We start from the raw sequence: 20,070 nt of genomic DNA, 5'->3' as shown, positions 1-20,070 counted from the left end.
CCTAACCCACGCGCTCGCGACGGCCCAGGATGCCCTGCGGCCGGAACAAGAGGACAACAATCATGATGAACAGTGCTCCCACATATTTGAGGTCGGCGGCCAGGCCGAACACGGTGGTCAGCTCCACGAAGATGCCGACGATGATGGATCCGATCAGTGCACCGAAGACTGTGCCGAGGCCGCCCAGGGTCACGCCGGCGAAGATGAGCAGCAGGATCTGCGAACCCATATCGAAGGTGACGCCGGGCCGGTAATAGGCCCAGAGAATGCCGCCGAGCGAGGCCAGCATGCCGCCCGCAACCCAGACAATCCGGATCACGTTGTCGACGTCGATGCCCGAGGCTGCCGCGAGGGCAGGGTTGTCGGCGACTGCACGGGTGGCTTTGCCCAGGCGCGTCTTCAGGAGGATGAAACCGATGAGTGCGATCACAACGGCACTGATGACCAGCGACCAAAGGTTGTTGGGCGAGATCGATACCGGCCCGATCTGTATTTCAGCGCTCTGGGCGTAAGGCAGCTGCTGGGTTGATCCGCCGAAGTAGAACTGAATGACATAGCGGACTGCGAGTGCGAGGCCGATGCTGACGATCATCATCGGGACCAGGCCCGTCCCGCGGCGGCGCAGCGGTTTCCACAAGCCCGCATCCTGGACGTAACCGAACAGGCCGCCGCCGAGCAGCGCAAGGACCACCGCCAGCCAGAACGGAAGGCTCATGGCATTGAAGGCGAAGACAAGAACGGCGCCGAACGTGACCATCTCGCCGTGGGCGAAGTTGGTGAGGCCCGTGGTTCCGAAAATCAGCGAGAGACCTACCGAGGCCAGCGCCAGCAGGAGGCCGAAGCTAAGGCCGGCCACGAGCCTGTTGAGCAGGTTCTGGCCGAAGTCCTGTTGCTGGACCACAATGCCCTTGCCGAAGGCGAAGATCACGGAGAGGTTGGAAGTCTGGCTGAAAGTGACTTTGCGGGGATTCTCCTGGCCATCAGCGAGCTTGATGCCTTCGGGGAGGGTGGACTCGTCCAGCTCTACCTCGTAGGTGCCCTGGACCGGGACTCCGATGGTCCACGAGCCGTTGGCGCCTGATTTTGCGGTCCCGGTGAAATCGCCGCTTTTGGCGGTGATCGTAACGTCAGCGATAGGGGCCCGAGCGTCGTCCCGGAGGAAGCCGCTGATGCTGTTCTGGAACTGCTGGTTCGACGGGGATGGTGTCGGCGAGGGGGTCGTGGCCTGCGATGCCGGGGCAACAACGAGGAGAATTGCAACGACGGCGGCAAATATAGCCCCCACCGTCTTCAGCAATCCGCCGCGCCGTCTGTGCGACAGGCCTCTCGGTGTGCTTCTCAAAATGAAAACCTCCACATGGGGGTGGACTGGGTTGCGCCTTTACAACCACTGCGAACGGAGCGGGGGACGTAGTCGTGGCGCTGAATATGCGGTAGACAAACCGGATACCTTGTGATGTCAGTCACCCTGCTTGGGCTTATGTTACAGCCAGCCGGGATCAATGGAGCGTCGCAGGGGTGCCCCTAAGATAGCGATCAGATAACAACAGTGAAGCTCAGCCTCGGGTTTGATGCAGTTCTGCTAAAGAAAACTTTTGTTGAGCCAGAGTATTCCTAAACAGTTGTACTTGCGGCGTGCCGGTGGCGTGCGTCACGCCCGGCTGCCGCTCATGTCACAGTTGGGTTTCGGCTGGCCCGGCCGGGGAACTATCCCTGCCCCCTGTGCGTGGGAATTGGTACCTTGAGTTATCAGGATCACCACCTACCCCCTTTATTTGGAGGACACCCGCAATGGCACTTGGCGGAAACCCGATCTTCAACGGAAAGAATTTCCGTGGAGCCACCCAGGCACCGCCTGTTCCGCAGGCTCAGTACGGCCAGAACCCCTACGGCCAGACCCAGTACGGGCAGGGCCCGTACGGCCAGGCTCCGGGCCGTGCCCCGGGCCAGGTCATGGACGCACAGGGCGGCTGGATGGCCCAGCAGCAGAACATGACCCATGATCAGCTGCAGCAGATGTACAACCAGCCGGCGGCCGGTCCGGCCGAGACCGGGCGGATGACTTTTGACGATGTCATCATCAAGACGGCGGCCTGCCTCGGTGTGCTGATTGCCGGTGCGGCTGTCACGCTCTTCGTGAGCATGCCGCTGGCCTCGCTGCTGATGATCGTCGGTGCGCTGGGCGGCTTCGTCCTCGCACTCGTCAACACGTTCAAGAAGCAGCCGTCACCGGCCCTCATCCTGGCCTATGCAGGCCTCGAAGGGCTCTTCCTTGGCGGCCTGACCCGTGTCCTTGACGGAATGTATCCGGGAGTCGGGCTGCAGGCCGTCATCGGCACGCTCTCCGTCTTCGCGGTCACGCTACTGCTGTTCAAGAGCGGCAAGGTCCGGGCAACGCCCAAGGCCATGAAGTTCTTTATGATCGCCATTGCCGGGTACGCCCTGTTCTCCGTGGTGAACCTCGTCATGATGCTGACAGGCCTGACGACAGAGCCGTTCGGCCTGCGCAGCGGAATCATCGGCGTCGTGATCGGCGTTCTGGCCATCGGCCTCGCCGCTTTCTCGCTGATCATGGACTTCACCAGCATCGAGGAAGGCGTCCGCAACGGCGCGCCGGAGCGGTTCTCCTGGACCGCTGCGTTCGGCCTGACCGTGACCCTGGTCTGGCTGTACGTGGAAATCATCCGCCTGCTCGCGATCCTCCGCGGCGACGACTAGGACCCAAGCCGGCAAACGCCGTCGTGCTTTAGGTCGTGCATTAACCCGAATGAGCCCCGCCACACGGCGGGGCTCATTCCCGTTATAGCTCGTCCTGCCTAGCTCAGCCGCTCGTAAACCACCGCCATGCCCTGGCCACCGCCGACACACAAGGTTGCCAGCCCGAGCGAGGCGTCACGCTCCTGAAGCCCGTTGAGCAGGGTGGTGGTCATGCGCGCGCCGGTCATGCCGAACGGATGCCCGAGGGCGATCGCCCCGCCGTGGACGTTGAGCCGTGAGTGGTCGATGCCCAGTTCGCGGGCACTGGCTACGACCTGGACGGCGAACGCCTCGTTCAGCTCCACGAGGTCGATGTCCCCGATGCCCAGCCCGGCCCGCGCCAGCGCCTGCCGGGTTGCCTCGACCGGGCCCATGCCCATGAGTTCGGGGGAGAGTGCGCTGACGCCCGTGGACACGATCCGTGCGAGTGGCTCCAGGCCGAGCTCCCGGGCACGGCCATCACTCATCACCACAACGGCGGCAGCGCCGTCGTTCAGCGGGCACGCGTTGCCGGCGGTGACTGTCCCTTCACTCCGGAACACGGGCTGGAGTCCGGCCACGCCTTCGAGGGTGACGCCGCTGCGCGGGGAGTCGTCCCGGTCCACTACGGTGCCGTCGCGGCGTGTGTACGGTGTGATGTCGCGCGAGAAGAATCCCGAGGCCCGGGCCGCTTCAGCACGGTTCTGGCTCAGGACAGCCCATTCATCCTGCTCGGCCCGGGAAATACCGTAGGTGGTGGCCACGTTTTCCGCGGTCTGTCCCATCGCGATGTAGATGTCCGGCATCCGCCCGCCCAGCCGGGGATCGGTCCATGGCGTGTTGGACGCGGACCGGGCCTCCGTCCGGCGGCGGGCAGCGTCGAAGAGCGGGTTGTGGTTGCCGGCGTCGGTTTCTCCTGCCCCGGTCCAGTTCGGATAACGGGACACAGACTCCACGCCGGCAGCCACGAAGGCGTCACCTTCGCCCGCCTTGATGGCGTGGAACGCCATGCGGATGGTCTGCAGGCTGGAGGCGCAGAACCTGTTGATGGTGGCGCCGGGAACATTGTCCAGCCCGGCCAGGATGGTGACCACCCGCGCCATGTTGGAACCCGCTTCACCGCTCGGTTCGGCGCAGCCCAGGTAAAGGTCGTCCAGGCCCGTGCCGTCCCCTCCGCGGGGGTCGAAGAACGGAATCTTGTCCAGGGCCGCGGTGACCATAGCGGCGGCAAGGTCATCCGGCCGCTCATCCTTCAAAGATCCCTTGAAGGCGCGTCCGATCGGGCTTCTGGCAGTGGAAACAATGACTGCTTCTGACATGCGCCCAGCCTACGCCCGAGCTATGCGAGCCGCATCGCCCCGGCCGCAGGGGTAACCGTGAAGATGTCCGGCTTCCGGAACCCCGCGCGGGAGAAGGCCTGCTCGACGGCGGCGCGTACCTGTTTCTCGGCGGCCACCGGTGTGAGGGCGATGGCTGCGCCGCCAAAACCGCCACCTGTCATGCGGGCTCCGATGGCTCCGTTGGCCCGGGAGGTGTCGACGGCCAGGTCCAGTTCGGGGCACGAAATCTCGAAGTCGTCACGCATGGAACGGTGGCTGGCATCGAGGAGCGGCCCGATGGCGCCCGGGCCGGCTGAGCCGAGGAGTTCCACGGTCTGCAGGACGCGGTCGTTCTCGGTGACGACGTGGCGGACCCGGCGGAACGTGACCTCATCCAGGAGGCCGCTCGCTTCGTCCAGGTCCTCCACCCCGACGTCCCGCAGCGCTTTGACGCCCAGCACTTCGGCCCCGAGCTCGCACGAGGCGCGGCGCGACGCATAGCCGCCGTCGGCGTGGGAATGGGAAACCTTGGTGTCGATCACCAGCAGCACCAGGCCTGCCGGCTCCGTCTCGAACGGCACCAGGCGGGCACTCTGGTCCCGGCAGTCCAGGAAGACGGCATGGCCCTTCGCCCCGCGCAGCGAAGCGGACTGGTCCATGATGCCCGTGGGCGCTCCGACGAAATCATTCTCGGCACGCTGGGTGGCCAGGACCATTTCCTCGGCTGTCAGCCCTGCGCCGGTCAGCTCGTTGAGGGCGGAGATGACGGCGCACTCAATGGCGTGGGACGAGGACAGCCCGGCACCGAGGGGAACGTTGGAGTCCAGCAGAAGGTCAAGGCCTGGCACCGCGACCCCGCGCTCCTGGAGCGCCCAGATGACGCCGAGCGGATACTTGGTCCAGCCTTTGGCGCGCGTGCCGTCCAATGACGAGGTGTCCGCCGTGGTCATGCCCTGGTCTCCGTAGGTGGACAGTAGCCGGAGCGTGGAGTCGGGGCGCACGCGGACAGCCACCCGGGCTGTCCGGTCGATGGCGAACGGGAGCACGAAGCCGTCGTTGTAGTCGGTGTGCTCGCCGATCAGGTTCACGCGGCCCGGCGCCTGCCAGATGCCGTCGGGGGCGGAACCGAAGGCGTCCCGGAACCGTGCTTCGAGGTCCGTGTTTCCCAGCTTGCTGTCGCCGGGCTTGCTGTTTCCAGGAGTGTTGCTGCCTGCTGGGGCGGTCATGCGTGTGCGCCTTCCGGGAGTGGCTTGAGAGCTGATGCCGGAACCGTGACGGTGCGCAGCCGCTCCGCCACGAGTTCCGGGGTGGTGTCGTTAATGAAAGCGCCCATGGCCGCTTCGGAACCGGCCAGGTACTTGAGCTTATCCTCGGCCCTCCGCGGTGAGGTCAACTGGAGGTGAAGGTAGCCGGCCGGCCGGAGCAGGTCATCGAGCGGGGCCTGGTGCCAGGCCGAAATGTACGGGGTCGGCGTCGGATAGAGCGCGTCGATGCGCTTGAGCAGGTCCAGGTACACGTGCGCCAGTTCGTCTTTTTCTTCGCCGCTGAGTGCCGCCAGGTCCGGTACCTGGCGGTGCGGGACCAGGTGCACTTCCAGCGGCCAGCGGGCCGCGAACGGGACGTAGGCGCTGAAGTTCTCGCCTTCGAGGACCATCCGGCTCCCGTCTTCGCGTTCGGACCGCAGCAGCGAGCCGGTCAGGGTCTGGCGGCCGTCGGCGTCGTCGAAGAACTTCCTTGCCGCGGCGCCCATCACCGCGGCGCGGGGCGTGACGTAGGGGTATGCATAGATCTGGCCGTGGGGGTGGTGAAGGGTAACGCCGATGTCCGCGCCGCGGTTCTCGAACGGAAAGACCTGCCGGATGCCCGGCAGCGCGTTGAGTGCCCCGGTGCGGTGTGCCCAGGCCTCGACGACGGTGCGTGCCCGGACTTCGCTCAGCCCGCTGAAGGAGCCGGTGTGCTCCGGCGTGAAGGACACCACCTCGCACCGGCCGAACGCCGTGCCGGTGGTTCCCCAGCCGGCGTCGGCGGGAACCGGTCCCAGGGCAGGTCCGAGGGAGGGGAAGCGGTTCTCGAACACGACGACGTCGTAGTCCGGTGCCGGGATCTCGGAGGGGTTGGCCGGGGTCGTCGGGCAGATGGGGCACTGGTCCGCCGGGGGAAGGTGGGTGCGGCCCTGGCGGTGGGCGGCCACGGCCACCCACTCGCCGGTGAGGGCGTCGAACCTGACTTCGCCCGGCTCGCTCCGGGCCGGCAGTTCGCGGCGGTCTGGAGTCTCCTCCGGCCGGCGGGTATTCCCGCCCGCCTGGGCCCCTGCCGTAGCGTCATCGAAATAGAGCAGCTCCCGGCCATCGGCAAGGTTGGTGCTGGTGATGTGAGTCATGCGTCTTGTCCTTTACGAGCGGCGGCCATCGGAGTCCCGCTCTCGAGGGGCGGAAAAGCAGGCATTTCAATTCTCCCACAAAACGATCAAAAAGAAATAGTTTCGAACAAAAGTTAACAATGACCGGTTGTGCCGTTTCGGCGGACGTGTGGGCGCAAATGGAGGAGGTACCGTTGTGCCCATGAATCCGAGCGCACGCCACTCCCGCCACAGCGACCCCGACGCCTCAGGTGCCAGCGAGGGGGTGCCGCGCCGCTACGCCTCGGGCAGGCAGTATGAGCTCCGCCGCGGTGATGCCCTGGCCGTGGTTACGGAGCTGGCCGCGGGCCTTCGGCTCTATTCCAGGGGTGATGTCCAGCTGACGGAGACGTACGGAGACGGCGACATCCCTCCGGGCGCCACCGGAATCACGCTGGCGCCCTGGGCCAACCGGGTGGAAGACGGCGTCTGGTACTTGAACGGCAAGAAACAGCAGCTGGACATCACCGAAGTTTCGCGCAACAACGCCAGCCACGGCCTGTTGCGGAACGCCGCCTACGAGCTGGTGGACGAAGCGGAGTTCTCGGTCACCCTCGAGGCGCCGGTCTTCCCGCAGCACGGATACCCTTTCCTGGTGCGGCACCGCGTCCAGTACCTCCTGGCCGAGGACCTGGGGCTCGTTGTCAGCCAAACGCTGCTCAACGATTCCCAAGCACCCGCCCCCTTCGTCCTCGGAGCCCACCCCTACCTCAGGCTGGGCGACGTGCCCGCCTCGGACCTGGTCCTCACGGTCGGCGCCGGCAGCCGGCTCGTGGCGGATGAGCGCCTCATACCCCGCAGTTCGGAACAGGTCGGTGGCGACATGGATCTGCGCGGTGGCCGGACGGTGTCCGAACTGGATATCGACGTCGCCTATACAGACCTGACGTTCGACGGCGGCGTGGCCCGCCAAACGCTGAAGGCATCGGACGGCCGCAGCGTAAGCCTCTGGCAGGACGAAAGCTGCAGCTACGTCCACGTCTTTGTCACCGATCAGTACCCCGGCAGGGCCAAAGCCGTTGCCATTGAACCCATGACCGGCCCGGCAAATGCGTTCAACAGCGGCGACGGCCTGCGCTGGCTGCCGGCAGGGGAGTCGTTCACCATGACGTGGGGCATCAGCGCCTCCCTGTAGCCGCCTGCTGTCAGCTTCGCCGCCGGCACGACAGTGCCCCCCGGCACAACAGTGCCAATGGCGGCCGGGGCGACGTGGCGGTTTCCCATCGGGGCGCCGCTGGGGAAGTATTAGGCTATGACGCCAGCTGAGGACTCCGCACCAAACCAGAGACCGGATGCCAACATTGGCGCGGCCCTGCCCGTAGCCCAGGACGGCCCGGCACCTGCAGGCCCCACGCCTTCGACCGCGCTGCGGGTGGTGACCGACCGCGAACTGGACCAGGACATTCCCTACGGCGTGCGGATCGCTGCGTCGTGGGCCTGGCGGCTCGGGCTCATTCTGCTGGTCGTTGCCGCCCTGATCTGGATGCTGAGCAAGATCAGCTTCCTGATTATCCCCGTGATGGTGGCAGCATTGCTGGCCGGTCTGCTGAGTCCCATAACACGCTGGCTCAAGGCACGCCGCGTCCCCAACGGAGGTGCCGTAGCCATCACTGTGCTGGGTTTCCTCGGCCTCATCGGCGGCTCCCTGGCGCTGGTAGGCCGGCAGCTGGTTTCGGGCTTCAGTGAACTGTGGAGCGAGGCACTGGCCGGGATCCAACAGATCCAGGGCTGGCTGGCGGACGGTCCGCTTCACCTCACGGCGGCCCAGATCGACCAGTATCTGAAGGAGGCATCGGATGCGCTGCAAAACAACAGCAGCAGCATCCTGAGTGGCGCCTTGTCCTTCGGCAGCACGGCCGGGCATTTCGCCGCGGGACTCGTACTTGCCTTGTTCGTCCTGATCTTCTTCCTCCTGGAGGGCGGCCGGATCTGGGGTTTCCTGGTCCGCTTGCTGCCCCGCAAAGCCCGCGCCGCCACCTTCGGGGCGGGCCGCAAAGGCTGGGCGTCCATGGTCAGCTACGCCCGTATCCAGATGTTCGTGGCTTTCGTGGATGCAGTGGGTATCGGCGTCGGCGCAGCCATCATCGGAGTCCCGCTGGCGCTTCCGCTGGGCGTGCTGGTCTTCATCGGTTCCTTCATCCCGATTGTGGGCGCCCTGGTCACCGGAGCCGTGGCTGTGCTCCTGGCCCTCGTGGCCAACGGCTGGGTCAACGCGCTGATCATGCTCGGGATCGTGCTGCTGGTCCAGCAGCTGGAAAGCCACATCCTGCAGCCGCTCGTGATGGGCAAGGCGGTGGCCCTGCACCCGGTGGCCGTCATCCTGTCCGTGGCTGCCGGTTCCTACCTCGCCGGCATCCCCGGCGCACTCTTCTCTGTGCCCATCCTCGCCGTAGCAAACTCGGCGATTCGATATATTGCTGCCAGAACGTGGGAACATGAAGGAGTGCTGGTGGCGGATGGCCCGGGTGTAACCGGGGACTCCGGATCCAGCCAGGACAACACCTTCAAGGATGTCTACCTTCCCGGTGCAAACCCGGGCCGCGGCAAGGGCGCCGCACAGCCAACGGGAAATCCCGCCGGACATGCCGGCCCGGACGCCCCAGCCGAATTCCCCAAAGGAGACTAGTTCGTGAAAACCCTCAATAGCCTGCCCGTCACGCTGGACAATGTCCTTGAGGCGCAGAAGCTGCTTGAGGGCATTATTACGCGGACCCCGGTGGAATCGTCCCGGGCCTTGGGCAGCATGGTGGGCGGCGAGGTGTTCTTCAAGTGCGAGAACCTCCAGCGGGCAGGTTCCTTCAAGGTCCGCGGCGCATACGTCCGCATGGCGAAGCTTTCCGCTGAAGAAAAGAAGCGCGGCGTGGTCGCCGCGTCGGCCGGAAACCACGCCCAGGGGGTGGCAGTTGCAGCCAAGAGCCTGGGCATCAAGGCGCGCATCTACATGCCGGTCGGCGTGGCTCTGCCCAAGCTTGCGGCCACGCGCAGCCACGGGGCGGAAGTAGTCCTCCACGGGCACAATGTGGACGAGGCACTCGCCGAAGCCCAGCGCTACGCCGATGAGACCGGCGCCGTCTTTGTCCACCCGTTCGACAACGTGGACGTTGTTGCCGGGCAGGGCACGGTGGGACTGGAAATCCTGGAACAGATTCCCAATGTGGACACCATCCTGATGGGAGTCGGCGGCGGAGGGCTGCTGGCCGGCGTGGCGGTGGCCGTGAAAGCCAGGGCCAGGGAGCTGGGCCGGGAGATCCGGATCATCGGCGTCCAGGCCGAAAACGCCGCGGCCTACCCGCCGTCGCTCGCCGCAGACGCCCTGGTGCCGTTGAAGAAGGTCTCCACCATGGCCGACGGCATTGCCGTGGGCCGCCCGGGGCAGCTGCCGTTCAGCATCATCCGTGAACTCGTCGACGACGTCGTCACGGTCAGCGAGGATTCCCTGGCCCGGGCGCTGATCTTCCTGCTGGAACGCGCCAAGATGGTGGTGGAGCCGGCCGGCGCCGTGGGCGTCGCCGCCCTGATGGACGGCAAGATCGAAAATCCCGGCACCACCGCCGTGATCCTCTCCGGCGGCAACATTGACCCGATGCTGATGCTCAAGGTGATCCAGCGCGGTCTCTCGGCTGCCGGCCGTTACATGACGGTCCGCATGATGCTGGATGACCGGCCCGGCTCGCTGGCCACGATCGCCCGGATCATCGCGGAGAACGACGCCAACGTCACCGGCCTGGACCACACCCGCGTGGGCGGTTCCATCAGCATGGGAGATGTTTCCATCACCGTCAATCTGGAGACCAAGGGCCACGAGCACTGCGAGCAGGTCCTGGGTGCGCTGCGTGCCGAGGGCTTCCAGCCGATCGTGGTCCACTAAGGGGCCATGGTGCTGGATGCTCAGGGGGGCCGGCCGCAGCTGAGGCACACCGCTGCCGCACGCGCCCAGGGCGGGCTGTTGATCACAGGGCTGTTCGTGGTCCTCCTGTTTGCCATTGAGTTCGTCAACGCGGCAACCTTCCATGCATTGAACCGGACGTTCGGGCTCCGTCCGCGCAGCGCCGACGGGCTGCTGGACATCCTCACGTTCCCGCTGTTCCACGCAAATCTTGGCCACGTGGTTTCCAACGCGTTGCCGCTGATCATCTTCGGATTCCTCGTTTTTATGTCCGGGCTCCGGGTCTTCGTCACCGCAGTGGCCTTCAGCTGGTTCGGTTCGGGCGTAGTCGTGTGGCTGATCGGCGGCTGGGGGATCACGGTGGGCGCGTCGGGCCTGGTGTTTGGCCTGTTTGCCTTCCTGCTGGTCCGGGGGTTCTTCAACCGCAGCTGGTGGCAGATAGCGCTGTCGGTGCTCCTGTTCCTCAGCTACGGCGGAATCCTGTTCGGTGTCCTTCCCGGCGTGGCAGGGTTCGTTTCCTGGCAGGCGCACCTGGGCGGGGCACTGGGCGGCGTCGCCGCCGCCATGCTGCTGAGGCCGCGGCGGCTTCCGCACGAAGGTCAGGTGGCGGAAGACCAGGCCACCAGGAAATAGGCCTTAACGCACGACGCCGGCCGTCCCCGCGGAAGGGGAGGGCCGGCGTCGTGCGTTAAGGGTTTGTAGTAGTCCCGGAGCTGCGCTCCTAGCCTGCGTACGGCTTGGCGGAAAGGATCTCCACCGTGATGTCCTTGCCGTTCGGGGCGGTGTAGCTGAGCTTGTCGCCCTCCTTGTGGCCCACAATCGCAGAGCCAAGCGGGGACTTTTCGCTGAAGACGTCAAGGTCCGAATCCCCGGCGATCTCGCGGGATCCGAGCAGGAAGGTCTCCTCGTCGCCGGCGATCCTGGCGACAACGATCATCCCGGGCTCCACAATTCCGTCGTCGGCCGGGGACTCGCCCACGTGGGCGTCGCGAAGCAACACGGTGAGCTGGCGGATGCGGGCCTCGATCTTGCCCTGCTCCTCCTTGGCGGCGTGGTAACCGCCGTTTTCCTTGAGGTCGCCTTCCTGGCGGGCAGCTTCGATTTTCTGGACGATTTCCGCCCGGCCGGCGCCGGAGAGGTGGTCCAGCTCTGCCTTCAGGCGGTCAAAAGCTTCCTGGGTAAGCCAAGCCGCAGTTGCGCTGTTGGTGGTAGACACGGACTTCTCCTTTTTCGTGGTCAAACAAGTTTGTGGTCAAACAAGTAAAACCCCGCCATGGTGGCCACTCATGGAACTCAGCAACCAGCTCAGCGGGGTAGAAGGTATTGATCCATTGTAGTCAATGCGCTGGACAAACCAAAGAAGGCCTGCGGCGTGGGTCACAGGCCGCAGGCGAAAGCGCCGGCAAAACTACGGCCTGCTACTTGTTTCCGTCGGGGATCCAGCAGCTGTCCACCACGCCGGAAACTGACAGTGACTCCGTGCGCACCACTGCGCGGTGCACCGTGGTGCGTCCGCCGTCAGCCGTGGCGTCCGCCGGGTTAGGCCCGATATCAACCACTTTCCAGCCGACCACCGCGAACTTGGCATCCAGCGCCTTGACCGCGCATTTGGCGGCGGTTCCGGGCTCCTTGGTGACCTGGAAATCGATCTCCGCCTGGGTGGCGTCCGTAGTGCTGTAGCCGATGTCCTTGAATGACACCGTCTCAGTGTTCAGGGAGGTGGAGATCCACGCCATGAAGCCGATCCCGGCGACCAGCGCAGCGATTCCGATGTTGCGCTTGGCCTTACCCGAGAGGGCACGCTTTTGGCCCCCGTAACGATTGGCTAGGGTGGTAGTTGCCGGTGCCGAAGTAGCCGGCTGATCCTCGGAAGTCACCGTTCCAGTTTAGTGTGGATCCGAACGGGATAATTCCGCGTCCGTGCCGCCGTGAACCCGCAACTCCAAAATTCGAAGAAAGTGAGCCGTTTCAGATGACAGCGTCTGCAAGCCAGTCAAAACCGCTCCGCCTGCTGGCAGTCCACGCTCACCCTGACGACGAGTCGAGCAAGGGTGCAGCCACCATGGCGATGTACGCAGCGGCCGGTGTTGACGTCATGGTGGCCACTTGCACCGACGGGTCGCGGGGCGACATCCAGAACCCCGCCATGGAGCACGACCCACACCCCAAGCGTGACATGGCCGGCGCCCGCCGCGTCGAAATGGACAACGCCGCCCGGGTGCTGGGAATCCGCCAGCGCTGGCTGGGCTTCGTGGACTCAGGACTGCCTGAAGGGGACCCGCTGCCGCCCCTGCCGCCGGGCTCCTTCGCCCTCCAGCCGCTGGAGGTGGCCGCGGCTCCGCTGGTCCGGCTGGTGCGCGACTTCAAGCCGCACGTGATCCTGAGCTACGACGAGAACGGCGGCTATCCGCATCCTGACCACATCATGGCCCACCGCGTGGCCGTGGAGGCCTTCGAAGCCGCCGGCGATCCGGAACGGTACCAGGGGACCGGCGAACCCTGGGCGCCCGGCAAACTGTACTACGACCGTGCCTTCAGCCCTGACCGGTTCCGCGCACTGCACTTTGCGCTTGAAGAGGCAGGCCTGCAGTCGCCCTACGCCGAACGGCTGGCAGCCTGGCTCGAGGCTGACGCCGAAGGCCACACACCGCCGCCCCCGACCCACCCCACCACCACCCAGATTGAGTGCGGGGACTATTTCGAAGCCAGGGACGATGCGCTCCGCGCCCACCGCACCCAGGTGGATCCTTTGGGCTTCTTCTTTGCGGTGTCTCCGGACATGCAGCGCCGCGCCTGGCCCTGGGAAGACTACAGCCTGATCCAGACGCGGGTGCCGGTGGAGCTGCCGGAAAAGGATCTCTTCGCCGGGCTAAGATAGAGCCAGGCTCATTTCTATGTCCTGTAGAAGTCAGGGCCCTCAAAACGCTCCACAGAAGGTTTAACCGTGCATCACTTGCTCATTGCCCTCGCGACGACCCCGGCACCCAGCCCCACGCCGTCCCTGCGCCCGGGCCTCTCCGAAGACCAGGTGACTCCGGGCATGTGGGGCTTCATCATGACCGCGTTCTTCGTGCTGGCCACCACCCTGCTGATCGTGGACATGGTCCGGCGCATCCGCAGGGTCCGCTACCGGGCCCAGGTGGAGGAAGAGCGACTGGCCGCACTTGCTGCCGGGAACGGGGCTATGCCTGGAACCGGCGCGCCGGTCGCGCAGGCTCCGGACGCAGAGGATTCCGGCACGCATGGGCCTGACACGCGCGGCGGCCGCCAGGGCGGCGCCGATCTCCGGACGGAACACAACGGTGATGAAGGCCGCGGACAGCGCTAACGGCGACGCCGGCAGCGGCGGCCCCGGCGCAGCCCGGCCCGGGGCGGCCCGGCCAGGTGCGGCCAACGCGCTGGCCGGCGAACCGTCGGCCTACCTGAGGCAGCACGCGGACAATCCGGTGCACTGGCGGCCGTTCGGCGATGAAGCGTTCGGTTTCGCCGCACAGCGCGACGTTCCGGTGTTCTTGTCCATCGGCTACGCCGCCTGCCACTGGTGCCACGTGATGGCACACGAATCGTTCGAAGACCAGGCAACCGCGGACTTCCTGAATGCCAACTTCGTGGCCATCAAGGTAGACAGGGAAGAGCGTCCGGACGTTGACGCCGTCTACATGGCCGCAACGCAGGCGATCAGCGGTGAGGGCGGCTGGCCGATGTCGGTCTTCCTGATGCCGGACGGCCGCGCGTTCCACGCCGGAACGTACTTCCCGCCCCGGCCCATGCCCGGCCGGCCCTCCTTCCGCCAGGTCCTCGAGGCCGTCCGCGAAGCCTGGGTGGAACGGCGCGGGGGCGTGGAACAGAACGCCGAGACCCTGGCCCGCGGGATGGCGGAAACACAGCTTGCCGCCGCGGTGCAGCTGACCGGCTTGCCTGACCCGGTGGACGCCGGACTGCTCTCCGAGGCGGTCCGCGTCCTGGCCCGCTCCGAAGACCAGAACGACGGCGGATTCGGCACCGCGCCGAAATTCCCGCCGTCGCCCATAGTGGAATTCCTGATCCGGCACGCCGCAGCCGTGTCGGAAACTGCTGACGCGGCAAAGGACATGGCGGGGCGGACGCTGGCAGCGATGGCCCGGTCCGCGCTGTTCGACCAGCTGGACGGCGGGTTTGCACGGTATTCCGTGACGCGCGATTGGTCCGTGCCGCACTTTGAAAAGATGCTCTACGACAACGCCCAGCTGCTGCGGGCCTATGTCCACTGGGTCCGGCTCGGGGGCGATGCCGTGTACACCGCCGGGGAAGCAGCGGACGTCGCGTCCCGCACGGCGGACTGGATGATTGCGTCGCTGGGCCTGGCCGGACACGCGGCGGGGCCTGACGAGGCGCTGGACCCGGGGCCGGATATGGGCGCGGAGCCGGGTCAAGTTGAGGCTTTCGCGTCGTCGCTGGACGCGGACACCGTGGTGGACGGCCGGCATCTCGAGGGGGCCAGCTACCTCTGGACACCAGAGGAGCTGCTGGACGTCCTGGGACCGGATGACGGACCTGCTGTAGCGCGGCTGATGAATGTCCGTGCCGAGGGCACCGTGACTCCGGCGGCTTCCCCCTTGCACCCGGGCCGCGGGTCCGACGACGCCGGGCAGCACCTGTGGGATCGGGCGCGGCCGCGCCTGCTGGCTGCGCGTTCGGCGCGTCCCCAGCCCGCCAGGGACGACAAGGTGGTGGCCGGCTGGAACGGGCTGGCACTCGCCGCGCTCGCTGAAGCAGGTGCCGTCCTGGACCGGCCGGGGCTCGTCGCTGCCGCAGAGCGAACCGCCGCCTACCTTGAACGCGTCCACTGGCAGCCTCCCCGCGCCGGGGACCAGGGCACGGAACCCGGCACCCTGGTGCGGGTCTCGCACGGCGGCCGGGCCAAGGGTATCGGCGGCCTGCTCGAAGACTACGCCTTCTGCGTGGACGGGCTCCTGGCTCTTTACGGAGTGACTGGAAGTGACCGGTGGTACCGGCTCGCGGAAGACATCCTGCAGGCTGCCTGCCAGCGGTTCGCCGCGGACGGAACACTGGTGGACACTGCCGGAGAATCGTCCCAGGTATTCAACGCCCAGGGCCAGCGGGCCGGCCTCGAACCCTTCGACAATGCCACGCCGAGCGGCGCGGCCGCGTTCGCCGGGGCCCTCCTGGGATATGCCGCGCTTTCCGGTTCCAGCGACCATCGGGTCATGGCCGGCAACATCTTGTCGCTGCTGCCGGCGCTGGCAACCAGGGCGCCACGGGCGGCAGGCTGGCTCCTGGCCACGGCGCAGGCTGCGCTGGCAGGCCCCGTGGAGGCCGCCATCGTCGGACCCGCCGGTTCCGCGCGGGCGGAACTCCACCACGCCCTGATGATGTCCGCCAGCCCGGGCCTGGTGGTAGCGGTTGCGTCCGACGCCGGGGTCCCGGCGGCCGATGCCGCCCCGCCTGACGTGCCGCTGCTGGAGGGCAGGACAGCGGCGCCCGACGGTTCGCCGCAGGTGTACCTCTGCCGCGGGATGGTGTGCGAACGCCCGGTGGCCTCCGTGGCGGAACTTCTGGAGCGACTGGCTGCGATGGCCGGATGACGTCTTTGCCGCATCCGGAGTCAGGTGTTCCGCGGTACCCGGGCCGCTTTGAACTGGTGATATTCGACTGCGACGGCGTCCTTGTCGATTCCGAGTCCATTGCCATCAGGGTGGACCAGCGAGTGCTCGCGGACCTCGGCTGGGAGCTGGGCCTCGACGAGATCGTGGAACGCTTCGTGGGCAGGTCCGAATCGCACTTCGTGGCCGAGACGGAGCGGCACCTGGGCGTCAAAATGGATAAGGACTGGGAAGAGAAGTACGAACAGTGGTACCGCGATGCCTTCGAACGGGACTTGGCGGCCGTGGACGGCATCGTGGAGGCGTTGGCCCGGCTGGACCTCCCGCACTGCGTGGCATCCAGCGGCACGCACGCCAAGATGCGGCGGACGCTCGGGCAGACGGGGCTGCTGCCGCTGTTTGAAGGACGGGTCTTCAGTGCCTCGGAGGTGGCCCGGGGCAAGCCTGTCCCGGACCTGTTCCTCCATGCCGCCGGAACGCTCAGTGTGGATCCGGCTGCCTGTGCAGTGGTAGAGGACAGCGTGTACGGAGTCCAGGCGGCCCGCGCGGCAGGAATGCACGTCTTCGCCTTTAGCGGGGGAGTGACGCCGGCTGCGAAGCTGGCGGGCCCGGGAACCACGGTATTCCAGCACATGAGGGAGCTTCAGGACCTTATTGCCGCTCCGCGCATACGCCAGGAAAGGCCTGCCGCTGGTTCTGCCCGCTGGCGTTAAGCCGGCCTGCCGAGGACCGCTACGGCTATGGCGATGAAGTGCGCGGCAAAAGCGAACACGGTAAATGCGTGGAAGAGCTCATGGAAGCCAAAATGTTCGTAGCTGAAGTTCGGCTTCTTGAGCGCGTAGAACACGGCGCCGGCGATGTACAGGGCGCCGCCAACGCAGATCAGCACGGCGGAAGCAATGCTGGCCGCAAAAAAGTCCGGCAGGTAGAACAGGGAACCGCAACCCAGGGCAATGTAGATAGGCACATAGAGCCAGCGTGGCGCGTGGGTCCAGAGCAGCCGGAACAGCACGCCCAGAATGGCGCCGGACCAGATGACCCACAGCAGCACCACTGCCTTGGGCCGTTCCAGCAGGGCCCAGGCCAACGGTGTGTAGCTGCCGGCGATCACCAGCATGATATTGGTGTGGTCGAGGCGCTTCAGGACGATCTTGACGCCGGGGGACCAGTTCCCGCGGTGGTACACGGCGCTGATTCCGAACAGCAGCACCCCTGTCACTGCGTAGACGGCGGAAGCGATTTTCAGGTCGGTGGTGGGTGCCAACAGGATCAGGACCAGCCCCGCGGCGAAAGCAAGCGGCGCCGTCACGGTATGGATCCACCCACGCCACTTGGGTTTGATCGTCAGCAGCTCCGCGATGCGGACTGCAGCATCGTCCATCGGGCCTGATTTCCGGCCGCGGCCCGCTCCCGCGCCCGGTTGGGGAGATTTGCTTTCCATGGCTCAAGAATAAACTACGTTCCAGTAAGTTACCCGTGAGTAACAATGCTAGCGCTGAATTGCGAAGGCCTGTTGCACCCTGCCCCCGTTGCGGGCGGGTAGCCTAGGAATGCACTGCCGTCATACATCAAGGAAGTCAGGTGAGTCTCCGGATGGAGTTGCCCGGGATCCTCTATGGCTTCTATGAACGCAAGCTTTTGCGATCGCTGGACAAGGACCGCATCCCCAAACACATCGGTGTCATGGTGGACGGCAACCGTCGCTGGGCCAAGCAGTTCAACGCACCCACCAGCCAGGGCCACCAGGCCGGTGCCGACAAAATCCATGAGTTCCTCGGCTGGTGCCAGGAACTCGGGATCAAAGTAGTCACGCTGTACATGCTCTCCACCGACAACATGAGCCGATCCGGTGAGGAGCTGGACCTGCTGATGGGGATCATTGCCAACACGCTTGACCGGCTGGACGAGGACGCAGACATCTCCGTGCACGCCATGGGGGCGCCGGAGCTGCTTCCCGATTACCTCGCCGAGCGCCTCAACAAGCTCACGGCGCGGACACCGGCACACGAAAAACTCCACGTCAACGTCGCCGTGGGCTACGGAGGCCGTCGCGAAATCGTGGACGCCGTCCGGGAGCTCCTCCATGACGCAGTGGCCCGCGGCAAAGACATCGGCAAGCTCGCGGATGAACTCAGCGTCGACGACATCTCACGCTTTCTTTACACTCGCGGTCAGCCGGACCCGGACCTGGTGATCCGCACTTCCGGGGAGCAGCGGCTGTCCGGTTTCCTGATGTGGCAGAGCGCCTACAGCGAGTTCTACTTCTGCGAGGCGCTCTGGCCCGCATTCCGTAAAGTGGACTTCCTGCGGGCATTACGCGACTACGCAGGCCGGCAGCGTCGCTTCGGCTCCTGACAACTGCCGCCGCTGCCCGTTCCCGGCAACCGGTGCACATGCGCGCCCGGCAGGCGCCCGGCTCCCGGCCGGTTCACGCGGAGTTCACGTGTTCGCAACAAGAATCGCCGGGAAATGGTTTGGGAAACAAACCCGCGGGGAATTACGTTGATCTCATTAGCAGGCACACTGCCGGCTAAGCGGGGAGGCCAGTACATGGAGCGGATTTTCGCACCGGATGTATGGGAGGCCGGAACCGGCCTCGTGGCCGATCCGCCTCACCTATAGATATCCGGGCGTGCGCCCCGGGGCTGGAGTCGATGTGGCTATTTCTGAACAACTGCCCGACGTCATTTCCGACCAGGGAGAGAAAGCTACCTCTCGCGCCAAGCGAGCAACCTCACAGACCGGTGCGGCCACATATGACGCTGCGGCCGGTCTTGCTGTATCCGGCGAAAGTGCCGCGACAGATGACACCCTGTGGAGCTTTGTCATCGACACCTCGGTCTTGCTCTCGGACCCCCGCGCCCTGCTGCGGTTCGCGGAGCATGAAGTCATTGTGCCGATCGTGGTCATCACGGAACTAGAGGGCAAGAGGCACGACCCCGAACTGGGATACTTCGCCCGCAAGGCGCTCCGGCTCCTGGACGACCTCCGCGTCCAGCACGGCGGACTCGACCGCCCGATCCCGCTGGGTGACGACGGGGGCACCCTCATGGTGGAGATGAACCACATCTCCACCGAGGTCCTCCCCATGGGATTCCGCGGAGGGGACAACGACAGCCGCATCCTCGCCGTCGCGAAGAACCTCGCCAACGAAGGCCGCAACGTCACTGTGGTCTCCAAGGACCTGCCAATGCGCGTCAAGGCCTCAGCCATGGGGCTGCTGGCAGACGAGTACCGCAACGAACTGGTGAAGGATTCCGGCTGGACCGGGATGGCGGAGGTGGAAGCCAGCGAGGAGGACGTCGCCACGCTCTACGGCCACGAGCCCGTCTTTATCCCGGCCGCGGCAGAGATGCCCGTCAACACCGGACTGGTGCTGCTCTCCAACCGGGGCTCAGCACTGGGGCGGGTGGGCGCCGACAAGCAGGTCCGGCTGGTGAAGGGCGACCGCGACGTCTTCGGATTGCACGGACGTTCCGCGGAGCAGCGGCTGGCCATCGACATGCTGATGGATCCGTCCGTGGGCATCGTGTCGATCGGCGGCCGTGCCGGCACCGGAAAGTCGGCGCTGGCACTGTGCGCGGGCCTCGAAGCCGTGCTGGAACGCCGCGAACACCGCAAGGTGATCGTTTTCCGGCCGCTCTACGCGGTGGGCGGCCAGGAGCTCGGCTACCTGCCCGGTTCCGAATCGGAGAAGATGAACCCGTGGGCGCAGGCCGTCTTTGACACCCTCGGTGCCCTGGTCAGCCAGGAAGTCGTCGAGGAAGTCATGGATCGCGGCATGCTGGAAGTCATGCCCCTGACCCACATCCGCGGCCGCTCGCTCCATGACGCGTTCGTGATCGTCGATGAAGCACAGTCCCTGGAGAAGAACGTGCTCCTGACGGTGATGAGCCGGATTGGCCAGAACTCGAAGATCGTCCTGACCCACGACGTCGCCCAGCGTGATAACCTGCGGGTCGGCCGGCACGACGGCGTGGCCGCCGTCGTCGAAACCCTCAAGGGACACCCGCTCTTCGGGCACATCACCCTCACCCGGTCCGAGCGCTCGCCGATCGCGGCCCTCGTCACGGAACTGTTGGAGGGGGCGGAAATCTAGGCCTCCCAGTTGGGTGCGCCGGTCACCCT

At 65.9% G+C, this 20,070-nt stretch carries 18 protein-coding genes; 11 read left to right on the top strand and 7 right to left on the bottom strand.

What is annotated here, in order from left to right:
* Position 1 precedes the first annotated feature (1 nt).
* A complete protein-coding gene (locus tag JOE31_RS17000) occupies positions 2 to 1,285 on the bottom strand; it encodes a branched-chain amino acid ABC transporter permease (RefSeq protein WP_043430445.1) in 1,284 nt (427 codons plus the stop codon).
* A gap of 506 nt (positions 1,286 to 1,791) precedes the next feature.
* On the opposite strand from JOE31_RS17000, the gene JOE31_RS16995 reads away from it, so the two are divergent.
* A complete protein-coding gene (locus JOE31_RS16995; protein WP_209746612.1) occupies positions 1,792 to 2,718 on the top strand; it encodes a Bax inhibitor-1/YccA family protein in 927 nt (308 codons plus the stop codon).
* Between the two features lie 98 nt (positions 2,719 to 2,816).
* On the opposite strand, the gene JOE31_RS16990 is transcribed toward JOE31_RS16995, so the two are convergent.
* Genes JOE31_RS16990 through galT form a run of 3 tightly spaced genes read right to left on the bottom strand, consistent with a single transcriptional unit; the run spans position 2,817 to position 6,435 of the window.
* The gene (locus JOE31_RS16990; RefSeq protein WP_209746610.1) at positions 2,817 to 4,055 is read right to left on the bottom strand and encodes an acetyl-CoA C-acetyltransferase; all 1,239 of its coding nucleotides are present in this window, start codon (positions 4,053 to 4,055) and stop codon (positions 2,817 to 2,819) included.
* Between the two features lie 20 nt (positions 4,056 to 4,075).
* Entirely contained in the window at positions 4,076 to 5,281 is a 1,206-nt protein-coding gene (gene galK / locus JOE31_RS16985) for a galactokinase (protein ID WP_245199233.1), read from the bottom strand.
* Complete coding sequence (gene galT / locus JOE31_RS16980) at positions 5,278 to 6,435, bottom strand: galactose-1-phosphate uridylyltransferase (protein WP_209746609.1); 1,158 nt, start codon at positions 6,433 to 6,435, stop codon at positions 5,278 to 5,280. Before galT ends, galK begins: the two co-directional genes overlap by 4 nt.
* Positions 6,436 to 6,616: 181 nt before the next feature.
* Between galT and JOE31_RS16975 the strand changes: the two genes are divergently transcribed.
* The 4 genes from JOE31_RS16975 (at position 6,617) to JOE31_RS16960 (ending at position 10,972) form a co-directional block, all read left to right on the top strand.
* Entirely contained in the window at positions 6,617 to 7,588 is a 972-nt protein-coding gene (locus tag JOE31_RS16975) for an aldose 1-epimerase family protein (protein WP_209746607.1), read from the top strand.
* 117 nt (positions 7,589 to 7,705) lie between these two features.
* Complete coding sequence (locus JOE31_RS16970; protein ID WP_209746605.1) at positions 7,706 to 9,079, top strand: AI-2E family transporter; 1,374 nt, start codon at positions 7,706 to 7,708, stop codon at positions 9,077 to 9,079.
* 3 nt (positions 9,080 to 9,082) lie between these two features.
* A complete protein-coding gene (gene ilvA / locus JOE31_RS16965; protein WP_209746603.1) occupies positions 9,083 to 10,321 on the top strand; it encodes a threonine ammonia-lyase in 1,239 nt (412 codons plus the stop codon).
* 6 nt (positions 10,322 to 10,327) lie between these two features.
* Positions 10,328 to 10,972, top strand: coding sequence for a rhomboid family intramembrane serine protease (locus JOE31_RS16960; RefSeq protein ID WP_209746601.1), 645 nt, complete (start codon positions 10,328 to 10,330; stop codon positions 10,970 to 10,972).
* 88 nt (positions 10,973 to 11,060) lie between these two features.
* Here JOE31_RS16960 and greA read toward each other — a convergent pair whose 3' ends face one another.
* Both greA and JOE31_RS16950 read right to left on the bottom strand, forming a co-directional pair.
* Positions 11,061 to 11,555, bottom strand: a complete 495-nt coding sequence (gene greA / locus JOE31_RS16955) for a transcription elongation factor GreA (RefSeq protein WP_011691028.1) — start codon at positions 11,553 to 11,555, stop codon at positions 11,061 to 11,063.
* Between the two features lie 202 nt (positions 11,556 to 11,757).
* Positions 11,758 to 12,216 (bottom strand): DUF4307 domain-containing protein, encoded by a 459-nt coding sequence (locus JOE31_RS16950; RefSeq protein ID WP_209746599.1) that lies wholly within the window; start codon positions 12,214 to 12,216, stop codon positions 11,758 to 11,760.
* A 95-nt stretch (positions 12,217 to 12,311) separates the two neighbouring features.
* Here JOE31_RS16950 and mca point away from each other — a divergent pair, with 95 nt between their 5' ends.
* From mca to JOE31_RS16930, 4 genes are all read left to right on the top strand, one after another.
* On the top strand, positions 12,312 to 13,217 hold the full coding sequence (mca, locus tag JOE31_RS16945; protein WP_209746597.1) for a mycothiol conjugate amidase Mca: 906 nt from the start codon (positions 12,312 to 12,314) through the stop codon (positions 13,215 to 13,217).
* Between the two features lie 66 nt (positions 13,218 to 13,283).
* Positions 13,284 to 13,667: a hypothetical protein gene (locus JOE31_RS16940; protein ID WP_209746595.1), complete on the top strand. Its 384-nt coding sequence runs from the start codon at positions 13,284 to 13,286 to the stop codon at positions 13,665 to 13,667.
* On the top strand, positions 13,645 to 15,924 hold the full coding sequence (locus tag JOE31_RS16935) for a thioredoxin domain-containing protein (protein WP_209748541.1): 2,280 nt from the start codon (positions 13,645 to 13,647) through the stop codon (positions 15,922 to 15,924). Before JOE31_RS16940 ends, JOE31_RS16935 begins: the two co-directional genes overlap by 23 nt.
* Positions 15,921 to 16,655: an HAD family phosphatase gene (locus JOE31_RS16930; protein ID WP_209746593.1), complete on the top strand. Its 735-nt coding sequence runs from the start codon at positions 15,921 to 15,923 to the stop codon at positions 16,653 to 16,655. Before JOE31_RS16935 ends, JOE31_RS16930 begins: the two co-directional genes overlap by 4 nt.
* On the opposite strand, the gene JOE31_RS16925 is transcribed toward JOE31_RS16930, so the two are convergent.
* On the bottom strand, positions 16,652 to 17,323 hold the full coding sequence (locus JOE31_RS16925) for a hemolysin III family protein (protein ID WP_209748539.1): 672 nt from the start codon (positions 17,321 to 17,323) through the stop codon (positions 16,652 to 16,654). The genes JOE31_RS16930 and JOE31_RS16925 overlap by 4 nt on opposite strands.
* Positions 17,324 to 17,535: 212 nt before the next feature.
* Between JOE31_RS16925 and JOE31_RS16920 the strand changes: the two genes are divergently transcribed.
* A complete protein-coding gene (locus tag JOE31_RS16920) occupies positions 17,536 to 18,297 on the top strand; it encodes an isoprenyl transferase (protein ID WP_011691034.1) in 762 nt (253 codons plus the stop codon).
* Between the two features lie 301 nt (positions 18,298 to 18,598).
* Positions 18,599 to 20,041, top strand: coding sequence for a PhoH family protein (locus JOE31_RS16915; RefSeq protein ID WP_209746591.1), 1,443 nt, complete (start codon positions 18,599 to 18,601; stop codon positions 20,039 to 20,041).
* The last annotated feature ends 29 nt before the right edge of the window (positions 20,042 to 20,070 follow it).

This window comes from Arthrobacter sp. PvP023, from assembly GCF_017832975.1.
GTDB lineage: Bacteria > Actinomycetota > Actinomycetes > Actinomycetales > Micrococcaceae > Arthrobacter.
This window is presented reverse-complemented; position numbering and strand designations above follow the sequence as displayed.